The organism is Kribbella ginsengisoli (genome assembly GCF_039537185.1).
GTDB lineage: Bacteria > Actinomycetota > Actinomycetes > Propionibacteriales > Kribbellaceae > Kribbella > Kribbella koreensis.
In genome coordinates this window covers 1,581,894-1,600,609 of sequence record NZ_BAABAA010000001.1, presented here as the reverse complement: position 1 = coordinate 1,600,609, position 18,716 = coordinate 1,581,894, and the positions used below count along the sequence as shown (strand labels likewise).

Genomic DNA, 18,716 nt, shown 5'->3' with positions numbered 1-18,716 from the left:
GTCGGCGAACCAGTAGTCCGTGGGGGACGGGGCGGTGGGGTGGGGTGCTGACGGGGGTGTGTGGTTGTCGGCGGGGGGTGGGGGCGGCGGGGCGCTGTGGCGGGCAGGGGGGCGGGGTGGTTCGTTTTCAGCCAACGTTGATTCCCTTGTAGACCTGGCTCTCGGCCGTCCTCAGATCCGGCCGGTTGGTGGGGATGTCACTGATGTAGGCGACCGCGGTTCCGTCGCCGAGGTCGAAGACCGCGACCGTCAGCAGGAGTACCGACTTGACCTTGGGTGACTTCGCCGTGACGGTCTCCTGGAAGTACCAGCCCGCCTTGTCCGAACGCTTGATGGCGCCGTTGCCGACGGCCTTGTACGTGACCGGGATGTCGCCGTAGTTCCAGGTGTGTACCTGTCCGAGCAGTACCGCCGCCGTCGCCTTCGGGTCGCCGCTGAACGGGGTCTTGTTGCCGAGCCCGCCGACGAACATGTCCGCGTACCAGTCGTTGCTGCCGTCGAAGTCCTTCTGCAGCGTGACGTACTGGCCGCTGGAGTTCAGCAGTTGCGGGATCAGCCGCTTGCGGTCGGACCAGCCGTTGCCCTGGCGCGGGAACGAGATCGCGTCGGAGGTGATCCGGTTGCCCTCGTGGAGCTTGGGGTTCTTCGACTGGCCGGGTGTGCCGCCGGCGTTCGTCGGTACGCTGCCGGTGGGCGGCGGAGTCGGGTCGGCGGTGTTCTTGTCGCCCTGGTTGGTGATCAGGAAGATCGCCGCCACGACGAGCAGTACGACGGAGATTGCCCCGCCGACGATCAGCGGCGTCCTACCGCCGCCACCGCCACCGCTCCCATCCTTGCCCTTACGGGTCCCACCACCCTGCGGTCCATCATCACCCTGCCAAGGCGAAGCCTCGCCCGCCTGCGGCCCGGTAGTTCCCCACGGAGCACCACCCTGCTGCTGGGTAGCCACAGAGTTACCCCACTGGTCTGTACTGGCCTGCTGAGCCGCAGAACTACCCCACTGCCCCGCATCAGCTTCCTGTACGCCGCCAGTTCCCCACCCATCCCCAGCCGCTCCACCCTGCTGACCACCAGCTTGACCCCACCCACCAGCCAAACCCTGCTGCGCACCGGCCTCACCCCAACCACTGGTTCCGCCCTGCTGCGCACCGGCTTCACCCCAGCCGCTGGCGCCACCCTGCTGCGCACCGGACGCACCCCAGCCAGCAGCACCGTTCGCCTGCGTGCCGGACTCGCCCCAACCCGCAGCACCGTTTGCCTGCGTGCCGGACTCGCCCCAACCCGCAGCATTGTTCGTCGGCGCGGCGGACTCGCCCCAGCCTGCAGCACCGGTCTCCTGTGCGGGCGAAGATCCCCAGCTCGCGGCGCCGGTCTCCTGCGCTGCAGACGACCCCGAGCCCTCTGTACCGGCCTGCGTGCTGGGGGAGCCCCAGCCGTTGGTACCTGCTTCCGGCGAGCCAGAAGCTGCCGAGCTGTCGGGTCCGCCGGTCTGCGGGTCAGTGGAACCCCACCCGTTGTCGCCGGCCTGTTGTGTGCCGGAACCCCAGCCCACCGCACCGGTCTGCTGTCCGCCGGAGTCCGGGCCCACGATGCCGGTCTGCGGTACGCCGGAGTCCGGGCCGTTGGTGCCGGTCTGCTGAGGGCCATCGCCCCAGCCCTCGGCGGCCGTGTTCTGGGTGCTGGGGGTGTTCCAACCGCTGGCTGCCGCCTGCTGGGTGCCGGATGCTTTTGCGTCGTTTGCTGTGCCATCAGTACCTGCCTGAGGGCCACTGGTTGCGCCCCAGCCATCGCCACCAGCCTGCTGACCGTCGGCCTGGGTCCAGGCTCCTGCACCGCTCTGCTGGTTGCCTGCCTGGCTCCAGCCGCCCGTACCGGCCTGCTGGCCGTTGGCTTGGGGCCAGGTGCCTGCGTCGGTCTGCTGGCCGTTCGTCTGGGGCCAGGGACCAGAGCCGGTTTCTTGCGCGGGGGTTTGGCTCCAGCCGTCTGTGGCTGGTTGCTGGGGACTGGAGGTCCCCCACCCGGTGCTGGTAGCGGCGGGCTGTTGGCCGCTGGAGTTCTGGTTCGAAGCAGTTAGGTCGTCGCCGGCGGCCCAGGGGTTGCCTGCAGGTTGGTCGTCGGCCGGTTGACCGGTTTGCGGCGAGGTGGCAGGTGCTGTCTGGTCGTTGGTGGCGTTTGCGGTCTGCGACCAGCCGTCGGCTGCGTTCTGAGGTGACTGACCCCAGCCGGTCGCTGCTGCGCCTTGGGCTTGGGTGCCGCCGGCTTGGCCCCAGCCGCCGTCAGTACCTGTCGAACCAGCCTGCTGCTTCGAGGAATCGACCTGCGTGGTGTCTGGGGTTGGTACGGGGCCCTTGGGGGTCGGGGCGACCGTGGGGGGCTCGGTCCAGTTGGTGGCTGACCAGGACTGGGGTTCTGGGTCGGGAGTCGCAGTCGTTTCCGAGCTGGAGGTGTTGGGGGCCAGCTTCAGGGTCCAGCCGGTTTGGGGCGTGGGCTCGGCCTCGAACTGCTCCTGGGTGATCGGCTCCGCGTCGTCCGGTACCGGGCGCTGGGTCCAGTGGTTGGCGGCTTCCGGGATCTCGACGGGTGCCATCCATGTCGACTTCGCCTTCTCCGCCGGCGTCAGCGCCGCCGCCGAAGCAGCAGCATCGAGCACCGCACCATCAGGTTCGGCGTCGGCGGCGGGCCAGAAGCCGTTCGACGTCGAAGCGGCCGCGCCAGACGTGGGGGCTGTGCCACCGGACGTCGAAGCGGCGGCGCCGGACGCGGGGGCTGTGCCGCCTGACGTGGAGGCGGTGGCGCCGGACGTGGGGGCTGAGCCGCCCGACGCGGAGGCGGCGGCTCCGGAGGCCTTGGCGTCAGGGGTGACCGCCTTGATGCGGGGTGCCGACGAGGCGTCGGTCGCGGGTGACGGGTCGGGCGCGGCCGGGTCGTCCGTGGGGGCGGAGTCCGCAGCGGGGTCTTCTTTGTCGGTGCGGTTGGTCCATTGCGTCCCGTTCCACCAGCGGATGGTGTTGGGCTGTCCGGTGGGGTCCGGATACCAGCCGGCGGGAGGGTTGCTCATGCGTTCACCGTAACTTCAGCGCGTGTCAGTCAGACCGTGGAATTCTGCCCTCGAAAACCAGGAGAACCTCAGAAACCGGATTCCTCGCCCAGGCTGAAGGCAGCCTCGAGGTCGTGCGTCGAGTAGGCCCGGAAGGCGATGTGCGTCTCCGTGCTCAGTACGCCGGGCACCCGGTTGACGTGGTCGGGGATGACGGAGGCGAGGTCGTCGTGGTGGGCGACCCGGATCATCGCGATCAGGTCGAGCCCGCCGGTCACGGAGTACACCTCGCTGACGCCCTCGATCGCGGCCACCTGCTCGGCGACCTCCGGGATGCGTGCGACGTCGGCCTTGATGAACACGATCGCGGTGACCATGTCGTCCTCTCCTCGAAACCAGCCCCCTACCGCGCTGAAGCATAGTGCCGACCCCACCGGCACCACCCCAGCCGGTTCAGAACTTGGGGAACCGCGGAGCCGCCAGCACCCGGTAGTTGTACGTCCGCCCGCCGGCATGATCGATCAGCACCTGGAACCCCGCCTCCCGGAGCACCTCGACCAGCGCCCGCACGATGATCTCCGAGGCGTTCACCACGTAGGAGAACAGCCCGCTCGTCACGTCCTGCGTCAGCACCTTCTCGACGTACTCCGGACTGCCGGTGACCGGCGGATCCCAGTCGATCGTCACCCCGAACGGCTCGACCGTGTTCACCCAGACGTGCGCGCCAGGCGGCAACCCCTGCGGATCACCACCCGGTACCACGGAAGCCGCGAACCCCATCCGCTCCAGCTCCCGCCGCACCTCCTCGGCCAGCTTCTGCCAACTCTCGATCGCGTCGTCCGGCGCCCGATAGCCGGGGCCGCCGTGCCGGTGCGAGGGCGTGAAGAACTGGAACGGATCGGTCACCCCCCAACCTTGCCATGCGCGCCGATTAAGCGTCCGCCTTAATCGATTCGTGGACAGGCAGGCGAGCGGTTGGCTGGACCCATGACAGAGACGAAGGTCGGAGTACGACGCGAGCTGGGCCGGACCGGGGTCGAGGTGACCGCACTGGGGTTCGGCGGCGGCCCGCTGGGCGGACTGTTCGAGGCGCTGGACGACGAGACGGCCGCGGAGACGCTGGCCAGCGCGTGGGCCGGGGGAGTCCGGTACTACGACACGTCACCGCACTACGGCATCGGCCATTCCGAGCGCCGGATCGGCGAATTCCTCCGCCAACACCAGCGGGACGAGTTCACCCTGTCGACCAAGGTCGGCCGGTTGCTGGTCGAGCAGGATCCGCAAGGGCGGATGGACGAGGCGTTCCAGGTCCCGGCGACGCATCGAAGGGTCTGGGACTTCTCGCGCGACGGGATCCGGCGCAGCGTCGAGGACTCGCTCACGCGACTCGGGCTGGACCGGGTCGACGTGCTGTATCTGCACGACGCCGAGAAGCACTTCGATGATGCCCTGCGCAACGGCTATCCCGCGCTCGCCGAGCTTCGCGAAGAAGGCGTTGTGAAGGCGATCGGGGCCGGGATGCACGACCCGGCGTTGCTGACCACCCTCGTCCAGGAGACGGAGGTCGACGCGGTCATGCTCGCCGGGAGGTACACGTTGCTCGAGCAGAGTGCGTTGGACACGCTGCTGCCCGCCTGCGCCGAGCGTGGGGTGTCGATCCTGGCCGCGGCGGTCTTCAACTCGGGGTTGCTCGCGTCGGCGCGGCCGGCCGAGGGGGCGCGGTTCGACTATGGGCCGGCGTCGCAGGAGTTGCTGCAGCGGGCTCATCGGATCGCGGATGTCTGCGAGGCGCACGGGGTGACGTTGCCTGCGGCGGCGATCGCCTTTCCGTTGGCTCATCCGGTGGTGGCGGGGGTGGTGATCGGGATGCGATCGGCGGGTGAGGCACGGGCCAATCTTGGGTCGTTCGACACGCCGGTACCGCCGCAGTTGTGGGTGGATCTGCGGGCCGCAGGGCTGATCGACGAGAGGGCGCCGCTACCCGTCGAGTAGTTGGTCGCCGAGGGTGCTGCGGCGGTACAGGAGATACCGGCCGTCGCGCGCCCGGGTGACGAGGTTGGTTGCGTGGAGCACCTGTAGGTGTTGGGAGACGGCGCTCGGGGTGACCTCGAGGCGACGCGCGATCTCGATGGTCGGGAGCGGCTCGTCGAGCATCCGCAGCAGGACGGCGCGGGGCTGGCCGAGTAGCGCGGTGAGGGCGGCGGATCCGGCCGGTTTGTTCGAGGTGGACAGGGTGGCGACGCCCCGGCTGGGGTAGGCGAGTGCGGGGGATTCGTGCGGGCTGAGCGGTGGTACCGGTTTGTAGGCGAAGATCGACGGGACCAGTAGCAGTCCGCGCCCGGACACGGAGACGTCGTGTTTGCCGAGCATCTGGTCGATCCGTAGTACGCCGTCGTTCCACTGCACGTTCGGATGCAGATCGGCGAAGAGCAGCCGCGCGCCGCCGACCGCCAACTGCCGGGCCCGGTACGTCGTATCGCCCTCGAGCACGAGTCGCATCCTCGCCCACGACGGCGCGAGCGCGATCTCCCAATAGGCCTTGAGCTCCGAACAGATCGTGTCGAGCAGCCTGGCCACCTGGGCGTCATCGGACGATCGCGCAGCAGCCAACGCGTCCGGCGGCCGACCGCCATGCGTAGCCAGCAGATCCCGCCGGACCATCCCGACAGGCGTTGCCCGTACGACCTCCAGCTCCTCGTCGAACGACACCGCAAAACTCGTCGGCCGAGGAGTCAGAAAATCCGGCAGCGCCAGCGTCTCGCCCACCAACGACAACAACAGCCCGGTATCAACCGCCCCCAACTCGTCCACCACGGAACGCCGCCACGGCAGATGAATCGCCAGCAACCCCGGATCCCGCACCACCCAAAGGCTGAACAACGCCTCCTGCACTGGCGAAATCGCAAACCGCGTATCCGCCAGATCCTCAACCCCGAGCTCGAACCGAACCACCACGGCAATCACCACCCCGCACGTGAGGTCAGCGGGCGGTGGGGCTGAGGGGGCGCATTCGGCGGCGGCGTTCGCTGGGGTGGTGGTGAGCTTCGGAGTGGGAGTTGTCGAGGCGGGCGATGTGTCGGCCGGCGCCGCTGATCGGGCAGGTCCAGGTGCCGTCCATCTCGACCAGGCGGATGCCGGGGGAGTCGAGCCAGCGCAGTACGAGCTCGATCTCTTCCGGTGAGGCCGACGCGACCGGACCGATGCCTGGCAGGACCGTCTCGGCGGAGGCTCGGAGCATTTCGAGGTACTTGCGGGGATCCGTGCCCCGCGGGCTGATCCCGGCCGCCGCGAGCCGGCCGCGCCGGATCACGTGCAACTCCCACCCACCGTCGTCAGTACGCCGAGCCGCGCAGATCTCCGCGCAACTGGTGACGGACGCCATCCGCTGCATCTTCGCGCTGCTCCGCACGAAGGCGCTCAACCGATCCCGCTGCACGGCCGCATCCTCGAACCGCTCATCCGCCGACAGCACATCGATCCGCCGATCGAGCGCGGCGACCACCGGCGCCGGATCATCCGTCAGCGCAGCCCGCAACCCCGTCACGAACGGCGCATACGACTCCACCGAGATCCGCCCGTCGCAAGGCGCCACACACCGGCCCATCTCGGCCAGCACACAGGGCGACCCGGCAGGCGACCGCGACATCCGGTCCGTGCACTGGCGAATCGGAAACGCTTCATGCAGCGCCGCCATCGCCCGCTCGGCCGTCTTACGCGAGCTGAACGGCCCGAGATACCCGGCGTCGTCGTCCTTCACCTGCTTGACCAGCGACAGCCGCGGGAACGGCTCGACCGTCACCTTCAGCCAGTGCTGGCGCTCGGGAAACTTCGATCGCCGGTTGTACCGCGGCTTGTGCTCGGCGATCAGCCGCAACTCACGCACCTCGGCCTCCAGCGCGGTACCGCACTCGATTCCCCGTACGCCGGAAGCGATCCCGATCATCTCGCCGATCCGCGTGCGTTGCTCCGACGCGGTGAAGTACGACCGGACCCGGTTGCGCAGATCCTTCGACTTGCCGACGTACAGGACCTCGCCGCGATCGTCGGTGAACAGGTACACGCCAGGTGCGTGCGGCAACGACTCGGCCAGATGCCGCTTCGCCCGGACCTGCGGCGCGACCCGCGAGGAGAACGTTTGCAGATCCTCCAGCGTCTGTACGCCGAGCGAGCCGACCCGCTCGAACAGCCCGTGCAGCACGTCGACGGTGGCGCGTGCGTCGGACAGCGCCCGGTGGTTCGGCGTGACCGTTGTCCTGAACAACTTCGCGAGCGTGCCCAGCTTGCAGTTCGGTGTCTCGTCGGGCGTCAGCACCCGGCGGGCCAGCTGCGCGGTGTCGACGACGGCGAAGTCGGGCCAGTCGTAGCCGTGCACCTGGGTGTCGTGTTTGAGGAAGCCGACGTCGAAGGGCGCGTTGTGCGCGACCAGCACGCAGCCCCGGGCGAACTCGAGGAAGGCCGGCAGCACCGACTCGATCCGCGGCGACGAGGCGACCATATGGTCGGTGATCCCGGTCAGCACGGCGATGAACGGCGGAATCGGCTCGGCCGGATTGATCAACGTCTGGAACTCCGCGACCAGCTCGCCGGCCCGCACCTTGACCGCGCCGATCTCGGTGATGCCCGACTCGCCCGGCGCGCCACCGGTCGTCTCCAGGTCGACGACGCAGAAGGTGACGTCGCGCAACGGCGTACCGAGGTCGTCGAAGCTCGGCTGGACGCCGCGGATCGGCGAGCTTTGACTGCTCATGCCGACGACGCTAGAAGCCGCCACCGACAATTCCGTCCTGGGACACGCCACTTCGGTGAAGCATCAACAACAAACAGCGTGGCTGACGGGGGTGAACCGACTACGCTCTAGTCATGCGTACACAAGCGATCACCGCGATTCCGGGCCGCGCGCCCGGGCGTTGTGGTCTGCATCACTGGCTGTGCCAGGGGGCCGTTCCGACCGGACTGCGGACCGGTGGCTGAGGCAGGCACCGCCGCGAGCTCCGCTGCCACCACCTTGCCCGAACCCGTCCGGCAACGGGTTCTGACCCTGGCCGCCCAGGCCTTGGGGCAGTTGCCCGCGACAGACATCCCGGCTCCGCTGCGGCGGTTCGCCAGCTTCGCGCCCGGCAAGCGCGCGAAGCTCTCGGCGTCCGTACTCGGCCCGATCCTCGAGACCGACGACCACTTCCGCAAACTGGTCGCTTTCGAGGTACGCCGTGGGCACCCCGAATTGGGTGATGCCGTAGCCGACGGGCTCGCAGTACCGGCCGCCGAGCCGACAGAGGTCGCGGCACTCGCCTACCTGCTCAGGCCCGACGACTGGGAGCAACGCGTCGCCGAGGCCGCCCAGTTGCCGCCGGAGAAGCCCGGCGTCGACGAGGACGCCGTCACGCGCCTGCACGACCAGCTCGACCAGGCCCGGACCGAGACACGCCAGGTGCGCGAACGCCTGCGCGAGCAGGTCACCGAGCTCAAGGCCGAGAACGTCACGCTGCGCCGCAAGCTGAACGAAGCGCGCCAGCGGATCGCCGGCCTGCAGACCGATCTCGAACTGCGCACGGTCGAAGCCACGACGGCCGACGAGCGCGTCGACGCGGCCCGGGCCGAGGTCGAGCGCGAGCTGCGCAAGCTCCGGGCCCGGATCACCGAACTCGAGGCAGTCGAGCACGCGGCCCGGCGTACCGCGGGGCAGGAGAAGGAACTGGCCTCGACCAGAACCCGCCTGCTGCTGGACACCTTGGTCGAAGCAGCGGGAGGACTCCGTCGCGAACTGACCCTGCCACTCGGGGGAGACCTCCGCCCGGCCGACACAGTTGCCGGCGTCGAGCCCGCGACGGCGCCGGTCGGCCGTACCGCGCCCGCCGACGACCCAACGCTCTTCGACGAGCTGCTCGCGCTGCCGCAGGTGCACCTGATCATCGACGGCTACAACGTCACCAAGACCGCCTGGCCGAACACCCCGCTGCACTCCCAGCGCCAGCGCCTCGTCACCGCCCTCGGCGCACTGGTTGCCCAACGGCGAATCGAGGTCACCGTCGTCTTCGACGGCGCCGAACTGTCCGGCCCGGTCCAGCTGAACCCACCCCGCGGCGTCCGCGTCCGCTTCAGCCCCGCCGGTGTGATCGCCGACGAGGTGATCCGCCAACTGGTCCGCGCCGAGCCCCCGGGCCGCCCGATCGTGGTCGTCTCCACCGACCGCGAAGTGGCCGAAAGCACCGTCACGATGGGTGCCCGCGCCCTCTCCGCAACCACCCTCATCAACCGGATCGCCCGCGGTTAAAACCAATGGCCGGGTCGCCGTCCCGCTGCGTACCGTCGACCAGGTGGAGCTCAGACAGTTGCGGGAGGACGACCTGGCGGCCGTCGAACGCGTGTCCGAGCAGGTGTTCCTCGAGCCGGGGGAGTCCGCCCGGCCGCCGCACATCATCCAGGCATGGATCGGCTGGGCGCGGCACCTGCTCACCGTCGATCCGGCCGGCTGCTGGATCGCGGTCGATGCCTCGGGCATCAAGGGGTTCGCGCTTTCCCAGAACCGCGACGATTTCTGGTACCTGGCCACGTACGGCGTACTCCCCGAACTTCGCGGCACCGGCATCGGCAAGCAACTCCTCGACACAGTTCTCGCGTACGCCGGTGAGCGCCCCGGCATGTTCTCGTCGACGACCCACCCCGCCGCCACCCGCCGCTACCGGCTGGCCGGGTTCTCGCTGATCCCGCAGATGCGCATGATCGGCGCTGTCGACCGCTCCACGATCCCCGCGATCACCGGCCTCACCGAGGGCGACGAGAGCGACTTCGGCTGGATGGACGAGCTGGACACCCGCCTGCGCGGCGCCGGCCACGGCCCCGACCACGCCTTCTTGCTGACCACGCAGCGACTCGTCGTCGACCGCCCGCACCGCGGCTACGTGTACATCGACCAGCGTGCCCGCCCATCACTCCTGGCGGCCACCGACGCCCAAACGGCCCAAACCCTCCTCTGGGAGGCTCTGGCGGCCTCCTCGGACGACACTTTGGTCAACTGCATCACCAGCGCGAACGAGTGGGCGGTCGACGTCGGCATGGCCGCGCGACTCAACCTGGCGACCGAGGGATATCTAGCCGTCCGGGGCCTGCCCGCACCGGCCCCGTACCTCCCCGGCGGCCGCTTCCTCTGAGTGCTCCGCAGAAAACTGTCGGTGGGGGTCTTTAGCGTCCTTCTCAGCCGGATGCAAGTCCGGGTGCTTCCCCACTTTGGAGGACGTTGTGCTGATCGACTGCGACGCGTGTGCGATGAGAGGCCCCGGCTGCCGGGACTGCGTGGTCAGCGTGGTGCTCGGCATGCCACCCGAGCAAACCTCACTACGCATCGACGACGAGGAACTGGCCGCCCTGGACGTCCTCGCCCAATCCGGCCTGGTCCCACCCCTACGCCTGGTCCACGCCGTCAGCAGCATCGAGCTGCCGGCTGATGGACAGCAAGGTCCGCAGGCGTCCGCGGATACCGCCTGACTGCCGGGAAACTGCCGGTCAACCGCCTGTCACCGGGCGGTGACCCTGGATAGCGTCAGACCATCTACTGGGGAGAAGAGATGTCGATGGAGCAGTTGGTCTTGGCCGGGCAGAGAAACGACCAGATGCCGGCGGGGGTGTGCCAGGTCTACGAGCTCGGTGCGCTGGACCGCCCACCTGTCTTGAGCGACCGTCAGCGCGTCATCGGCGAGCTGATGGCCACCGGCGCCAAGGACGCCGCCATCGCGCGACAGCTGGGCATCTCGCTGCGCACCGTCCGAGCTGAGATCAGCGCGATGGTCGTCGCGCTCGGTGCCACGTCCCGCTTCCAGGCGGGCTGCCTGCTGGTACGCCGCTTCGGCTGAGGCCGGCTGTCATCGGACAGTGCCGGCCGCAGGCAGCGCGTCCAGGTCCGATTGCAGCTCAGCCTGCAGGCGTCGATCGCCGAGTTGCTCGGCCGCCTCGAGAGCAGCCAGGAAGACCGATCGCGCTTCGGCGGGCCGGTCCAGCGCGGCGAGTGTCTGCGCGATGTTTCCGCGAGCCTCGGCGAGTCCGATGAGATTGCCGTTCTGCTCGGCCACGGCGGCGCTTTGGCGGAATCGGTCGAGGGCGGGCTCGAGCTGTCCGTCGGCTTGCAGGATCAGGGCCAGCGCATTGATGGACCCTCCGATGACGTCGGCGGCGCCGAGCGTCTCACCCATCGGCAGGGCTTTCTCGAAGAGAACCCGGGCCTCGTCGAAGTTCTCCGCCCACAGGTGGGCGTAGGCGGTGTTGAAGACGGCGAGCATCGCGCCGTACGGGTCCTGGTCCTCCGCTGCGAGTCGCTCGCACTCGGCGAAGTGCTCCACGGCGGCTGCGTAGTCGGCCCGGTGCATCGCGAGAATGCCCAGCGCCGTCAGAGCCCGGGCGAGCGGAAAGCGGTGATCGCCTGCACGGGCGATGCCGGCAGCGGTTTCCTGGTACTTCGTTGCCTCGTCGATCCGGCCGAGTTCGAGACAGGCGATTCCCATCCCGGACAGCAGGATGCCCTCGTGCTCGCGGTCACCGACCCGGCGCGCGACCTCCAGCGCTGTCTGGTGAGTGGCCAGCCAGACCGGCCAGTGTTTGCGGACATGGAAGAAGTCGATCATGCTCGTCGGCAGCTGGATCGCGGCTGCTGAAAGGTTCGCGGCGGCGGCCACGTCGACGGCATCGGCGATCGTCGGCAGTTCCTCGGTGCACCACCGCAGGGCGGCGTCCGGAGTACTGAGTTCCTCCACGATCACGCCGTCGAGTGCCGGATCGATCGGGGACCGGACCCTGGTCGGCCGCAGTTGCCGGTTGGCCTCGTCAGCAGACTGCAGGTAGTAGTCGAGTGCCCGTTTCTGGGCGGCTTCGTCCACGGGCGCGCAGCGCTGGGCGAACAACTTGACGAGGTCGTGCAGCGCGAAACGGCCGTCGGCCCGGCTCTGCACCAGATTGAGTGCGACCAAGCGCTGGAGTCGTCGATCCGCGAGCTCGGCGGAGGTGGCCGTCAGCGACGCTGCGGCGTTCGTCCGGAAGATGCTGCCCGGCAGCAGGCCCAATCGGCCGAAGAACTCCTTGAGGTCACCGGGTAACCGGGCGAAGGACAGTTCGAAGGCCGGCAGGACCGACGAGGTCGGATCACCGGGCAACGAGAGGCGTTCCAATCGGTCCGCGGAGCTCAGTTCGTCGGCTGCCTGCCGGAGGGTTCGGTAGTCACCGAGCGAGATGCTGGCTCCGGCGACCCGCAGGGCCAACGGCAGCCGGCCACACAGCGAGATGATCTCTGCCGCGGCGGCACGGTCCTCGTCCACCCGGGCGTTGCCGAGGACGGTACGGAGAAGCTCGCCGGCCTCGGACTCCGTCATCGGGTCGAGGATCAGGGAATGAGCGCCTTCCCGCACCATCAGACCGGGAAGCCGCTCCCGGCTGGTGACGATCGTCGCGCAAGTGGGGGAGCCGGGCAGCAACGGCCGGACCTGGTCAGCCGTCGCTGCGTTGTCGAGAATGACGAGCATGCGGCGCCCGGCGACCAGAGATCGGTACAAGGTCGCGCGCTCTTCCAGCGTCGGTGGCTGATCGGCCGGCTTGACGTCCAACGCGGTGAGGATCCGGCCCAGCCCCTCGACCGGGTCGAGCGGTTCCTGGCCAGGTGTGAAGCCGCGCAGATCGACGTACAGGCGGCCGTCGGGGAAATGGCCGGTCGCTCCGTGGGCCCAGTGGACGGCAAGGGCGGTCTTTCCGCTGCCACCGATCGCCGAGATCGTCGCGATCCGGGTGGGTGGGCGTTCGGAGATCAGCAGATCCAGATCCCGGAGCTCGGCGAACCGGCCGGTGAAGTGGATGTCGTCCAGCGGAAGCTGATCGGGCCGGAGGACCGGTCGGGGCGTGGCGGCCGGTGCCGGTGTCTCGTCAACGATCAGGCTCAGGAGCTGCCGGGTCTCGTCGGTGGACAGTTCCAGTGCGCTGGCGATCAGCCGGATCGATTTCGCCCGGGGCTTGGTGACCCGGCCCGACTCGAGATCGCGTAAGGACCGTTCCGACAGCGATGACCTGTCGGCCAGCTCTTCCTGGGTCAGTCCTGAGCGCTGGCGCAGCGCTTTGACCCGCCGGCCGATCTCGCTCATCCCACCCCCGCCATCGATCCGTCCGTGTCGGGGGCAGTCTAGTGACCCCAAAGCAAAGGCTTTCCGGACGTTAAGTTTGGATCAAACCAGAGGGGCGGATTGCACCGGTCACGAATCGGTTACTACTGTTACCTCTCGTTGCCTCACAGTGTCGGTCGACCAGGCCGGACGGGCAGCGAAGATGTAGCCGAGGGGTGACCGACCGGCTGTAGTGGCCAGGTGGGTTGACGGGGACGGCGTCGAGAAGAGGAAGGGACCGACCGGGCTGTGTCCATCGGCCGCACGAAGCGCTTCAAGGGAATTGCCCTCGCCGCCATCACCTCCACCGCCGTCGTAGCGGGAGTGATCTTCATCCAGACGGGGGCGGACGCGGATCCGAAACCGACTCTGGAGCAGGCGAAGGCCCAGGTGGCGGCGCTGCAGACCAAGGCAGCTGACATCGGTGAGGCGGCCAACGACCTTCGTGGCCAGATCACCGCCGCGCAGATCCGGGTCAAGGCGCTGCAGGCCGGGATCGCCAAGCAGCAGGTGCAGGTCGACGCGGTCAAGCGCCAGATCGGCTCCCTCGCGGTCGCCGGGTACCAGACCTCCGGGATGACGACGACGGCGCAGTTGCTGCTGTCGACGAACCCCGACCAGTTCCTCAGCCAGGCCTCCACCGCGCAGGCGTTCGCCGGCCAGCAGAACTCGGCGCTGCGCCGGTTCCAGGCCGCCCAGGGCAAGCTCACCGACCTGCAGGCCAGTGAGCAGAGCGAACTCGCCGCGCTGCAGGCCGTGCAGTCGCAGCAGGACAGCCTGAAGAAGCAGGTGCAGGCCAACCTGGACGCCGCCGAGAAGGTGCTGGGCAAGCTCAGCGACGCCGAGCGCGACCGGCTCAAGCAGGAAGCCGACAAGGAAGCGGAGAAGGCCCGCGACGAGCGGCCGACCCGCGGCGGCGACCGGACCTCCGACGACCCGATCGGCAATGTGCCGGTCAGCGGCCGCGCAGGCGTCGCCGTCCAGGCCGCGCTGGACCAGCAGGGCGACAGCTACGTCTGGGGCGCCGACGGCCCGAGCTCGTTCGACTGCTCCGGTCTGACGATGTACGCCTGGGGCAAGGCCGGCGTCTCGCTCTCGCACTCGTCCAAGGCGCAGTACAGCGAGGGCCGGCACGTCAGCCGCTCCGAGCTCCGCCCCGGTGACCTGGTCTTCTACGGCAACCCGTCGATCCACCACGTCGGGATGTACATCGGCAACGGCCGGATGGTGCACGCCCCGAACCCGGGCAAGCCGGTCAAGACCGACGACCTCGACTACATGAGCGGCTACGTCGGCGCGGTCCGCCCGGGCTGAGCCCAGTCAGACATGCATCACGGCTCCGGGGACATCAGCCCCCGGAGCCGCCCTCGTTTGTTCACCCCCACCTCGCCCATGCTTGACTGTCCCCGGAGGGCTCTGAATTGACTCCTCTGACTGGGGCAGGCGAGCAGCGAGGGGCCGAGGTGGTCGACGAGCGCGGCAGCACGATGCCCCCTGCCGACCCCAGCGAGCACCCCGGCGGCGACCTCAGCCGGCACGACGACTTCGCCGAGCACCGGGTCTCGCCGTCCGAGCAGACCACCATCCAGATCCCGGCCCAGCACGCGGTCGGCGACGGTCCGGGTCGCCCGACCGCGATCCAGACGGTGAGCACCTGGACCTCCGCGCACGGCCCGATCGTCAAGAAGGTCGCGCTCGGCGTCGCCGTCTGCCTGGTCGGCGTGGCCGGGTTCGCCGGGCTCCGCAAGATCGCCGACGCGCCGGCCGATCCGGACGCGCACGGCCGCAGCGCCCAGACCCCCGGCACCGAGAAGTCCACCCCCGACGAGGCAGCCGAGGGCGTACGCCGGGCCGCCGCGGGCCAGGCCGTCCTGCAGAAGATGGCCGACTCGATCGACGAGAAGCGCAAGTCGGCCTTCCTCGGCACCATCGACCCGCTGGCCAAGAGCTTCGACGCGCAGGCCCGGACGATCTACAGCAACCTGGGCAAGTTGCCGCTGGCCACTTTCCAGTTGCGCTACGTCAGCGACGACATCGGCGCGCTGCCGCCGGACCGGCAGAGGGAGCTCGGCGGCACCGAGTCCTGGCTGGCCCAGGTCGAGGTGTCCTGGCAACTCAGCGGCTTCGACACCAAACCGGCCCGCGAGACCCTGCCGGTCACTTTCGTCACGCGCGACGGTACGACGTACGCGGCGTCCTTCAGCGAGCGCTTCGTGGCCGGCCAGCGGCGGCCGATCTGGGCGCTCGGCGGGATCGAGGTCGCCAAGGGCGAGCGCAGCCTGGTGATCAGCCTGGACTCGCAGGCCGACGCGGACGACTACGCGGACGTGACGGATCGTGCGGTCACCTCGGTGACGAAGGTCTGGGGCAAGAACTGGAAGCAGAAGGCGGTCATCTACCTGCCCGCCAAGCAGTCCGACATGGAGTACGTGCTCGGCGCGCAGCCGGGCACCTACACCCAGATCGCCGCTGTCACGATGGCCGAGCTGGACACCCCGGCGACCGGCGCGCCGACCCGGATCGTCGCCAACCCGAAGCTGTTCGACGAACTCGGCCGGCAGGGCCGCCGGATCGTGCTCACCCACGAGACCACCCACGTCGCCTCGACCGCTACCGCCTCGCCGGTACCGTTGTGGCTGGCCGAGGGTTTCGCCGACTACGTCGCCTTCACCGCCGTGTCCGTCCAGGACGAATCGGCGGCGAAGGAGCTGTTCAAGGCGGTCCGGGCCGGCAAGACGCCGAAGACGCTGCCCACCCCGGAAGCCTTCGCCGCCTCGTCGGCCGAGCTGCCCCAGGCCTACGAATCGGCCTGGTTGGCCTGCCGGCTGATCAGCGAGCGGGAAGGGCAGGGCAAGTTGGTGGAGTTCTACCGCGCTGTGCACACGTCGAAGAGCCGGACCGGACTGGCCGACGCCTTCAAGACCGTGCTCGGGACGACCGAGCAGGAGTTCACGGCTGACTGGCAGAAGTACCTGAAGAGGCTCGCCGGTGTCTGAGCGGGCCGCCAAACTGGCTCCCGCCGGAGCCGCCCTGGTGCTCGCCGCCGCCCTCGCCGTCGTGATCATCACGACGACGCCCTGGCACCTGATCGACCTGCCGAAGCCTGATGCCGCGCTCGACTTCAGCGCGGCCGAGATCGACAAGCAGAACCAGTTCCGGCACGAGTTGTTGCCCTGGTCAACGGTCTCCTGGGTGCTCTCGCTGCTGGTTCCGCTGACGATCGGGTTCAGCCCGCTCGGCCGCCGCCTGTACGCCGTGACGCGGATCCGCCGCTGGTACCTGGCCGTCCCGGTCGTGGTGCTGGCGCTCGGCCTGATCGCCAGCCTCATCACACTGCCGACCGACGCGATGGCCGAGCGGGTCACCCGGAAGTACGGGCTGTCCACCGAGGCGTGGGACCTGTGGCTGCGGGACCGGCTGGTCAACTGGTTGCTGCTGTCGCTGGCGTTGGTTGCCATCAGCCTCGGGTTGATTGCCTTGGCCAAGCGCTGGAAGACCTGGTGGTGGGCGCCGGCGGCGATTGCGTGCGCGGTGCTGGTGCTCGGGGTGTCATTCGCCTATCCAGTGATCGTCGAGCCTCGGTTCAACGACTTCACCTCGATGCCGGCCGGTGCTCAGCGCGACGAGTTCATCCAGTTGGCGAAGCAGGACGGCGTACCGATCAAGGACGTGCTCGTCGCCGACGCGTCCAAGCGGACGACCACGCTGAACGCGTATGTGTCCGGCTTCGGGTCGACGCGGCGGCTGGTCGTCTACGACACGCTCCTGAAGGATGCGACGCCGGCGCAGGTTCGGCTGGTGGTGGCGCACGAGCTCGGTCATGCTGCTGAGGACGATGTCTTGCACGGCACGTTGGTCGGCGCGTTGGGGTCGGCCTTTGCGATCGTGCTGCTGAGGTTGTTGCTCGGGGCCCGCGTCTCGGATCCACGCGGTACTGCGCTGTTGCTCGCGCTGATCGTCGCCGGTACGACGCTCGCGTCGCCGGTGCAGAACCTCGTCAGCCGCCGGATCGAGGCTCGGGCGGACTACCACTCGTTGCAGCTGACGAAGGATCCGACGGACTTCGTCGAGATGCAGCATGAGTTGTCGGTGAAGAACATCAGCGGGCTGGAGCCGAGCCGCTGGCGGTACTGGCTGTTCGCCAACCACCCGACGCCGCCGGAGCGGATCGCGATGGGGCGGGCGTGGGCTGCCGAGCATGGCGAGACCGTTCCGCCGCTGGTCGAGAAGTGACGGTCCTGGTCGTCACCAACGACTTCCCGCCCCGGCAGGGTGGGATCGAGACGTTCGTCCGGTCGCTGTGTTCGGAGTTGCCGGATCTGGTGGTGCTGACGTCGCGGATGGCGGGCTGTTCGGAGTACGACGCCGGGCTGCCGTTTCCCGTCGTGCGGGATCGGACGTCGATGTTGTTGCCGACGCCGCGGGTGACGCGGAGCGCGGTGCGGGTGATGCGGGAGTACGGGGCAGATCGGGTCGTCTTTGGGGCCGCGGCGCCGCTGGGGTTGATGGGGCCGGCGCTTCGGAGGGCCGGCGCGCGGCGGATCGTGGCGCTGACTCACGGGCATGAGACGTGGTGGGCCGGTACGCCGGGAACGCGGCAGGCGCTGCGACGGATCGGCGACGCGGCCGACACGTTGACGTCGGTCTCGGGGTGGTGCGAGGAGCAGATCGCGCCGGCACTGTCTGCCGATGCGGCCGCCCGGATGCGGCGGCTGACGCCTGGGGTCGATACGTCACGGTTCTTCCCGGATTGCGGGGGAGAGCAGGTCCGCAAGGGGCTCGGGCTCGAGGATGTGCCGGTCGTTGCCTGCGTCTCGCGGTTGGTGGCGCGGAAGGGGCAGGACACGCTGATCCAGGCGTGGCCGCGGGTGCTGGCCGGCGTACCGGAGGCCGTCCTGCTCCTGGTCGGCGGCGGCCCCGACCGAGACCGGCTCGAAGACCTGGCCAGACAAACTGGTGTAGCCCACGCCGTCCGCTTCACCGGCGCGGTCCCCTGGGAGGACATCCCACCGTACGTCGATGCCGCCGACATCTTCGCAATGCCCTGCAGAACAAGGCGTTTCGGCCTCGAACCCGAAGCCCTCGGCATCGTCACCCTGGAAGCCTCCGCCACCGCCAAGCCAGTGATCATCGGCGACTCCGGCGGCGCTCCGGACACCGTCCGCCACGGCGAAACCGGCTACCTCGTAGACCCCTACAACCCGATCGCCACCGCCCTCCGCATCACCGAACTCCTCACCAACCCGACCCGAGCCAAAGCCATGGGCAAGGCCGGCCGCGATTGGGTGCAAGCCGAATGGACCTGGCCCCGCTCCGGCCAACTCCTCCGCTCCCTACTCGACCTCCGCTGACCCCCCACCCCAGCCCAGCCCACCCACTCCAGCCCACCCACCACCCCACCCCATCTGAGGGGTTAACCCCTCAAATGGTGGGTTGCCCCTCCAGATCCCGAGGGGGCAACCCACCATCTCAGGGGTTAACCCCTCAGATGGGGTGGTGGGTGGGGCTGGCTCGCGCGGTGGGTTGCCGCTCGAGATCCCGAGGGGGCA

Annotated in this window: 15 protein-coding genes; 9 read left to right on the top strand and 6 right to left on the bottom strand. The window is 69.1% G+C overall.

Translation table 11 applies throughout. The annotated features are described in order from the left end of the window. Nucleotides 1-127: 127 nt before the first annotated feature. From ABD768_RS07210 to ABD768_RS07200, 3 genes are all read right to left on the bottom strand, one after another. Nucleotides 128-3,058, bottom strand: a complete 2,931-nt coding sequence (locus ABD768_RS07210) for a hypothetical protein (protein ID WP_344838628.1) — start codon at nucleotides 3,056-3,058, stop codon at nucleotides 128-130. Between the two features lie 68 nt (nucleotides 3,059-3,126). Continuing rightward, nucleotides 3,127-3,414: an Lrp/AsnC family transcriptional regulator gene (locus ABD768_RS07205; protein WP_343980764.1), complete on the bottom strand. Its 288-nt coding sequence runs from the start codon at nucleotides 3,412-3,414 to the stop codon at nucleotides 3,127-3,129. Between the two features lie 76 nt (nucleotides 3,415-3,490). Next, nucleotides 3,491-3,943 carry a hypothetical protein gene (locus tag ABD768_RS07200; protein ID WP_343980762.1) on the bottom strand — a complete coding sequence of 151 codons (453 nt, stop codon included), beginning with the start codon at nucleotides 3,941-3,943 and terminating at the stop codon, nucleotides 3,491-3,493. A gap of 81 nt (nucleotides 3,944-4,024) precedes the next feature. On the opposite strand from ABD768_RS07200, the gene ABD768_RS07195 reads away from it, so the two are divergent. Beyond that, entirely contained in the window at nucleotides 4,025-5,029 is a 1,005-nt protein-coding gene (locus ABD768_RS07195; RefSeq protein ID WP_344838625.1) for an aldo/keto reductase, read from the top strand. Here ABD768_RS07195 and ABD768_RS07190 read toward each other — a convergent pair. After that, nucleotides 5,015-5,992: an ArsR/SmtB family transcription factor gene (locus ABD768_RS07190; protein ID WP_344838622.1), complete on the bottom strand. Its 978-nt coding sequence runs from the start codon at nucleotides 5,990-5,992 to the stop codon at nucleotides 5,015-5,017. The two genes, ABD768_RS07195 and ABD768_RS07190, sit on opposite strands and share 15 nt — an antisense overlap. Nucleotides 5,993-6,017: 25 nt before the next feature. Beyond that, nucleotides 6,018-7,784: a DEDD exonuclease domain-containing protein gene (locus tag ABD768_RS07185; RefSeq protein ID WP_343980754.1), complete on the bottom strand. Its 1,767-nt coding sequence runs from the start codon at nucleotides 7,782-7,784 to the stop codon at nucleotides 6,018-6,020. Between the two features lie 216 nt (nucleotides 7,785-8,000). Here ABD768_RS07185 and ABD768_RS07180 point away from each other — a divergent pair, with 216 nt between their 5' ends. The 4 genes from ABD768_RS07180 (at nucleotide 8,001) to ABD768_RS07165 (ending at nucleotide 10,884) form a co-directional block, all read left to right on the top strand. Beyond that, nucleotides 8,001-9,308 (top strand): NYN domain-containing protein, encoded by a 1,308-nt coding sequence (locus tag ABD768_RS07180; protein WP_343980751.1) that lies wholly within the window; start codon nucleotides 8,001-8,003, stop codon nucleotides 9,306-9,308. A 43-nt stretch (nucleotides 9,309-9,351) separates the two neighbouring features. Next, nucleotides 9,352-10,185 (top strand): GNAT family N-acetyltransferase, encoded by an 834-nt coding sequence (locus ABD768_RS07175; RefSeq protein WP_344838618.1) that lies wholly within the window; start codon nucleotides 9,352-9,354, stop codon nucleotides 10,183-10,185. An 88-nt stretch (nucleotides 10,186-10,273) separates the two neighbouring features. Next, on the top strand, nucleotides 10,274-10,519 hold the full coding sequence (locus tag ABD768_RS07170; RefSeq protein ID WP_343980745.1) for a hypothetical protein: 246 nt from the start codon (nucleotides 10,274-10,276) through the stop codon (nucleotides 10,517-10,519). Nucleotides 10,520-10,605: 86 nt separating this feature from the next. Further along, nucleotides 10,606-10,884: a LuxR C-terminal-related transcriptional regulator gene (locus tag ABD768_RS07165; protein ID WP_343980742.1), complete on the top strand. Its 279-nt coding sequence runs from the start codon at nucleotides 10,606-10,608 to the stop codon at nucleotides 10,882-10,884. A 9-nt stretch (nucleotides 10,885-10,893) separates the two neighbouring features. On the opposite strand, the gene ABD768_RS07160 is transcribed toward ABD768_RS07165, so the two are convergent. Next, nucleotides 10,894-13,149, bottom strand: coding sequence for an ATP-binding protein (locus tag ABD768_RS07160; protein WP_344838615.1), 2,256 nt, complete (start codon nucleotides 13,147-13,149; stop codon nucleotides 10,894-10,896). A gap of 267 nt (nucleotides 13,150-13,416) precedes the next feature. Here ABD768_RS07160 and ABD768_RS07155 point away from each other — a divergent pair, with 267 nt between their 5' ends. The 4 genes from ABD768_RS07155 (at nucleotide 13,417) to ABD768_RS07140 (ending at nucleotide 18,518) form a co-directional block, all read left to right on the top strand. Then, on the top strand, nucleotides 13,417-14,481 hold the full coding sequence (locus ABD768_RS07155) for a C40 family peptidase (protein WP_344838612.1): 1,065 nt from the start codon (nucleotides 13,417-13,419) through the stop codon (nucleotides 14,479-14,481). A 149-nt stretch (nucleotides 14,482-14,630) separates the two neighbouring features. After that, nucleotides 14,631-16,163 carry a hypothetical protein gene (locus ABD768_RS07150; RefSeq protein WP_344838610.1) on the top strand — a complete coding sequence of 511 codons (1,533 nt, stop codon included), beginning with the start codon at nucleotides 14,631-14,633 and terminating at the stop codon, nucleotides 16,161-16,163. Beyond that, nucleotides 16,156-17,400 (top strand): M48 family metallopeptidase, encoded by a 1,245-nt coding sequence (locus ABD768_RS07145; RefSeq protein WP_344838608.1) that lies wholly within the window; start codon nucleotides 16,156-16,158, stop codon nucleotides 17,398-17,400. The genes ABD768_RS07150 and ABD768_RS07145 overlap by 8 nt, the downstream gene beginning before the upstream one ends. Further along, a complete protein-coding gene (locus ABD768_RS07140; RefSeq protein WP_344838605.1) occupies nucleotides 17,397-18,518 on the top strand; it encodes a glycosyltransferase family 4 protein in 1,122 nt (373 codons plus the stop codon). The genes ABD768_RS07145 and ABD768_RS07140 overlap by 4 nt, the downstream gene beginning before the upstream one ends. The last annotated feature ends 198 nt before the right edge of the window (nucleotides 18,519-18,716 follow it).

Excerpts from the sequence above, each read along its gene's own strand:
- ABD768_RS07210 (WP_344838628.1), bottom strand. The coding sequence starts at position 3,058 with ATGAGCAACCCTCCCGCCGGCTGGTATCCGGACCCCACCGGACAGCCC.
- ABD768_RS07205 (WP_343980764.1), bottom strand. The coding sequence starts at position 3,414 with ATGGTCACCGCGATCGTGTTCATCAAGGCCGACGTCGCACGCATCCCG.
- ABD768_RS07195 (WP_344838625.1), top strand. The coding sequence starts at position 4,025 with ATGACAGAGACGAAGGTCGGAGTACGACGCGAGCTGGGCCGGACCGGG.
- ABD768_RS07185 (WP_343980754.1), bottom strand. The coding sequence starts at position 7,784 with ATGAGCAGTCAAAGCTCGCCGATCCGCGGCGTCCAGCCGAGCTTCGAC.
- ABD768_RS07165 (WP_343980742.1), top strand. The coding sequence starts at position 10,606 with ATGGAGCAGTTGGTCTTGGCCGGGCAGAGAAACGACCAGATGCCGGCG.
- ABD768_RS07160 (WP_344838615.1), bottom strand. The coding sequence starts at position 13,149 with ATGAGCGAGATCGGCCGGCGGGTCAAAGCGCTGCGCCAGCGCTCAGGA.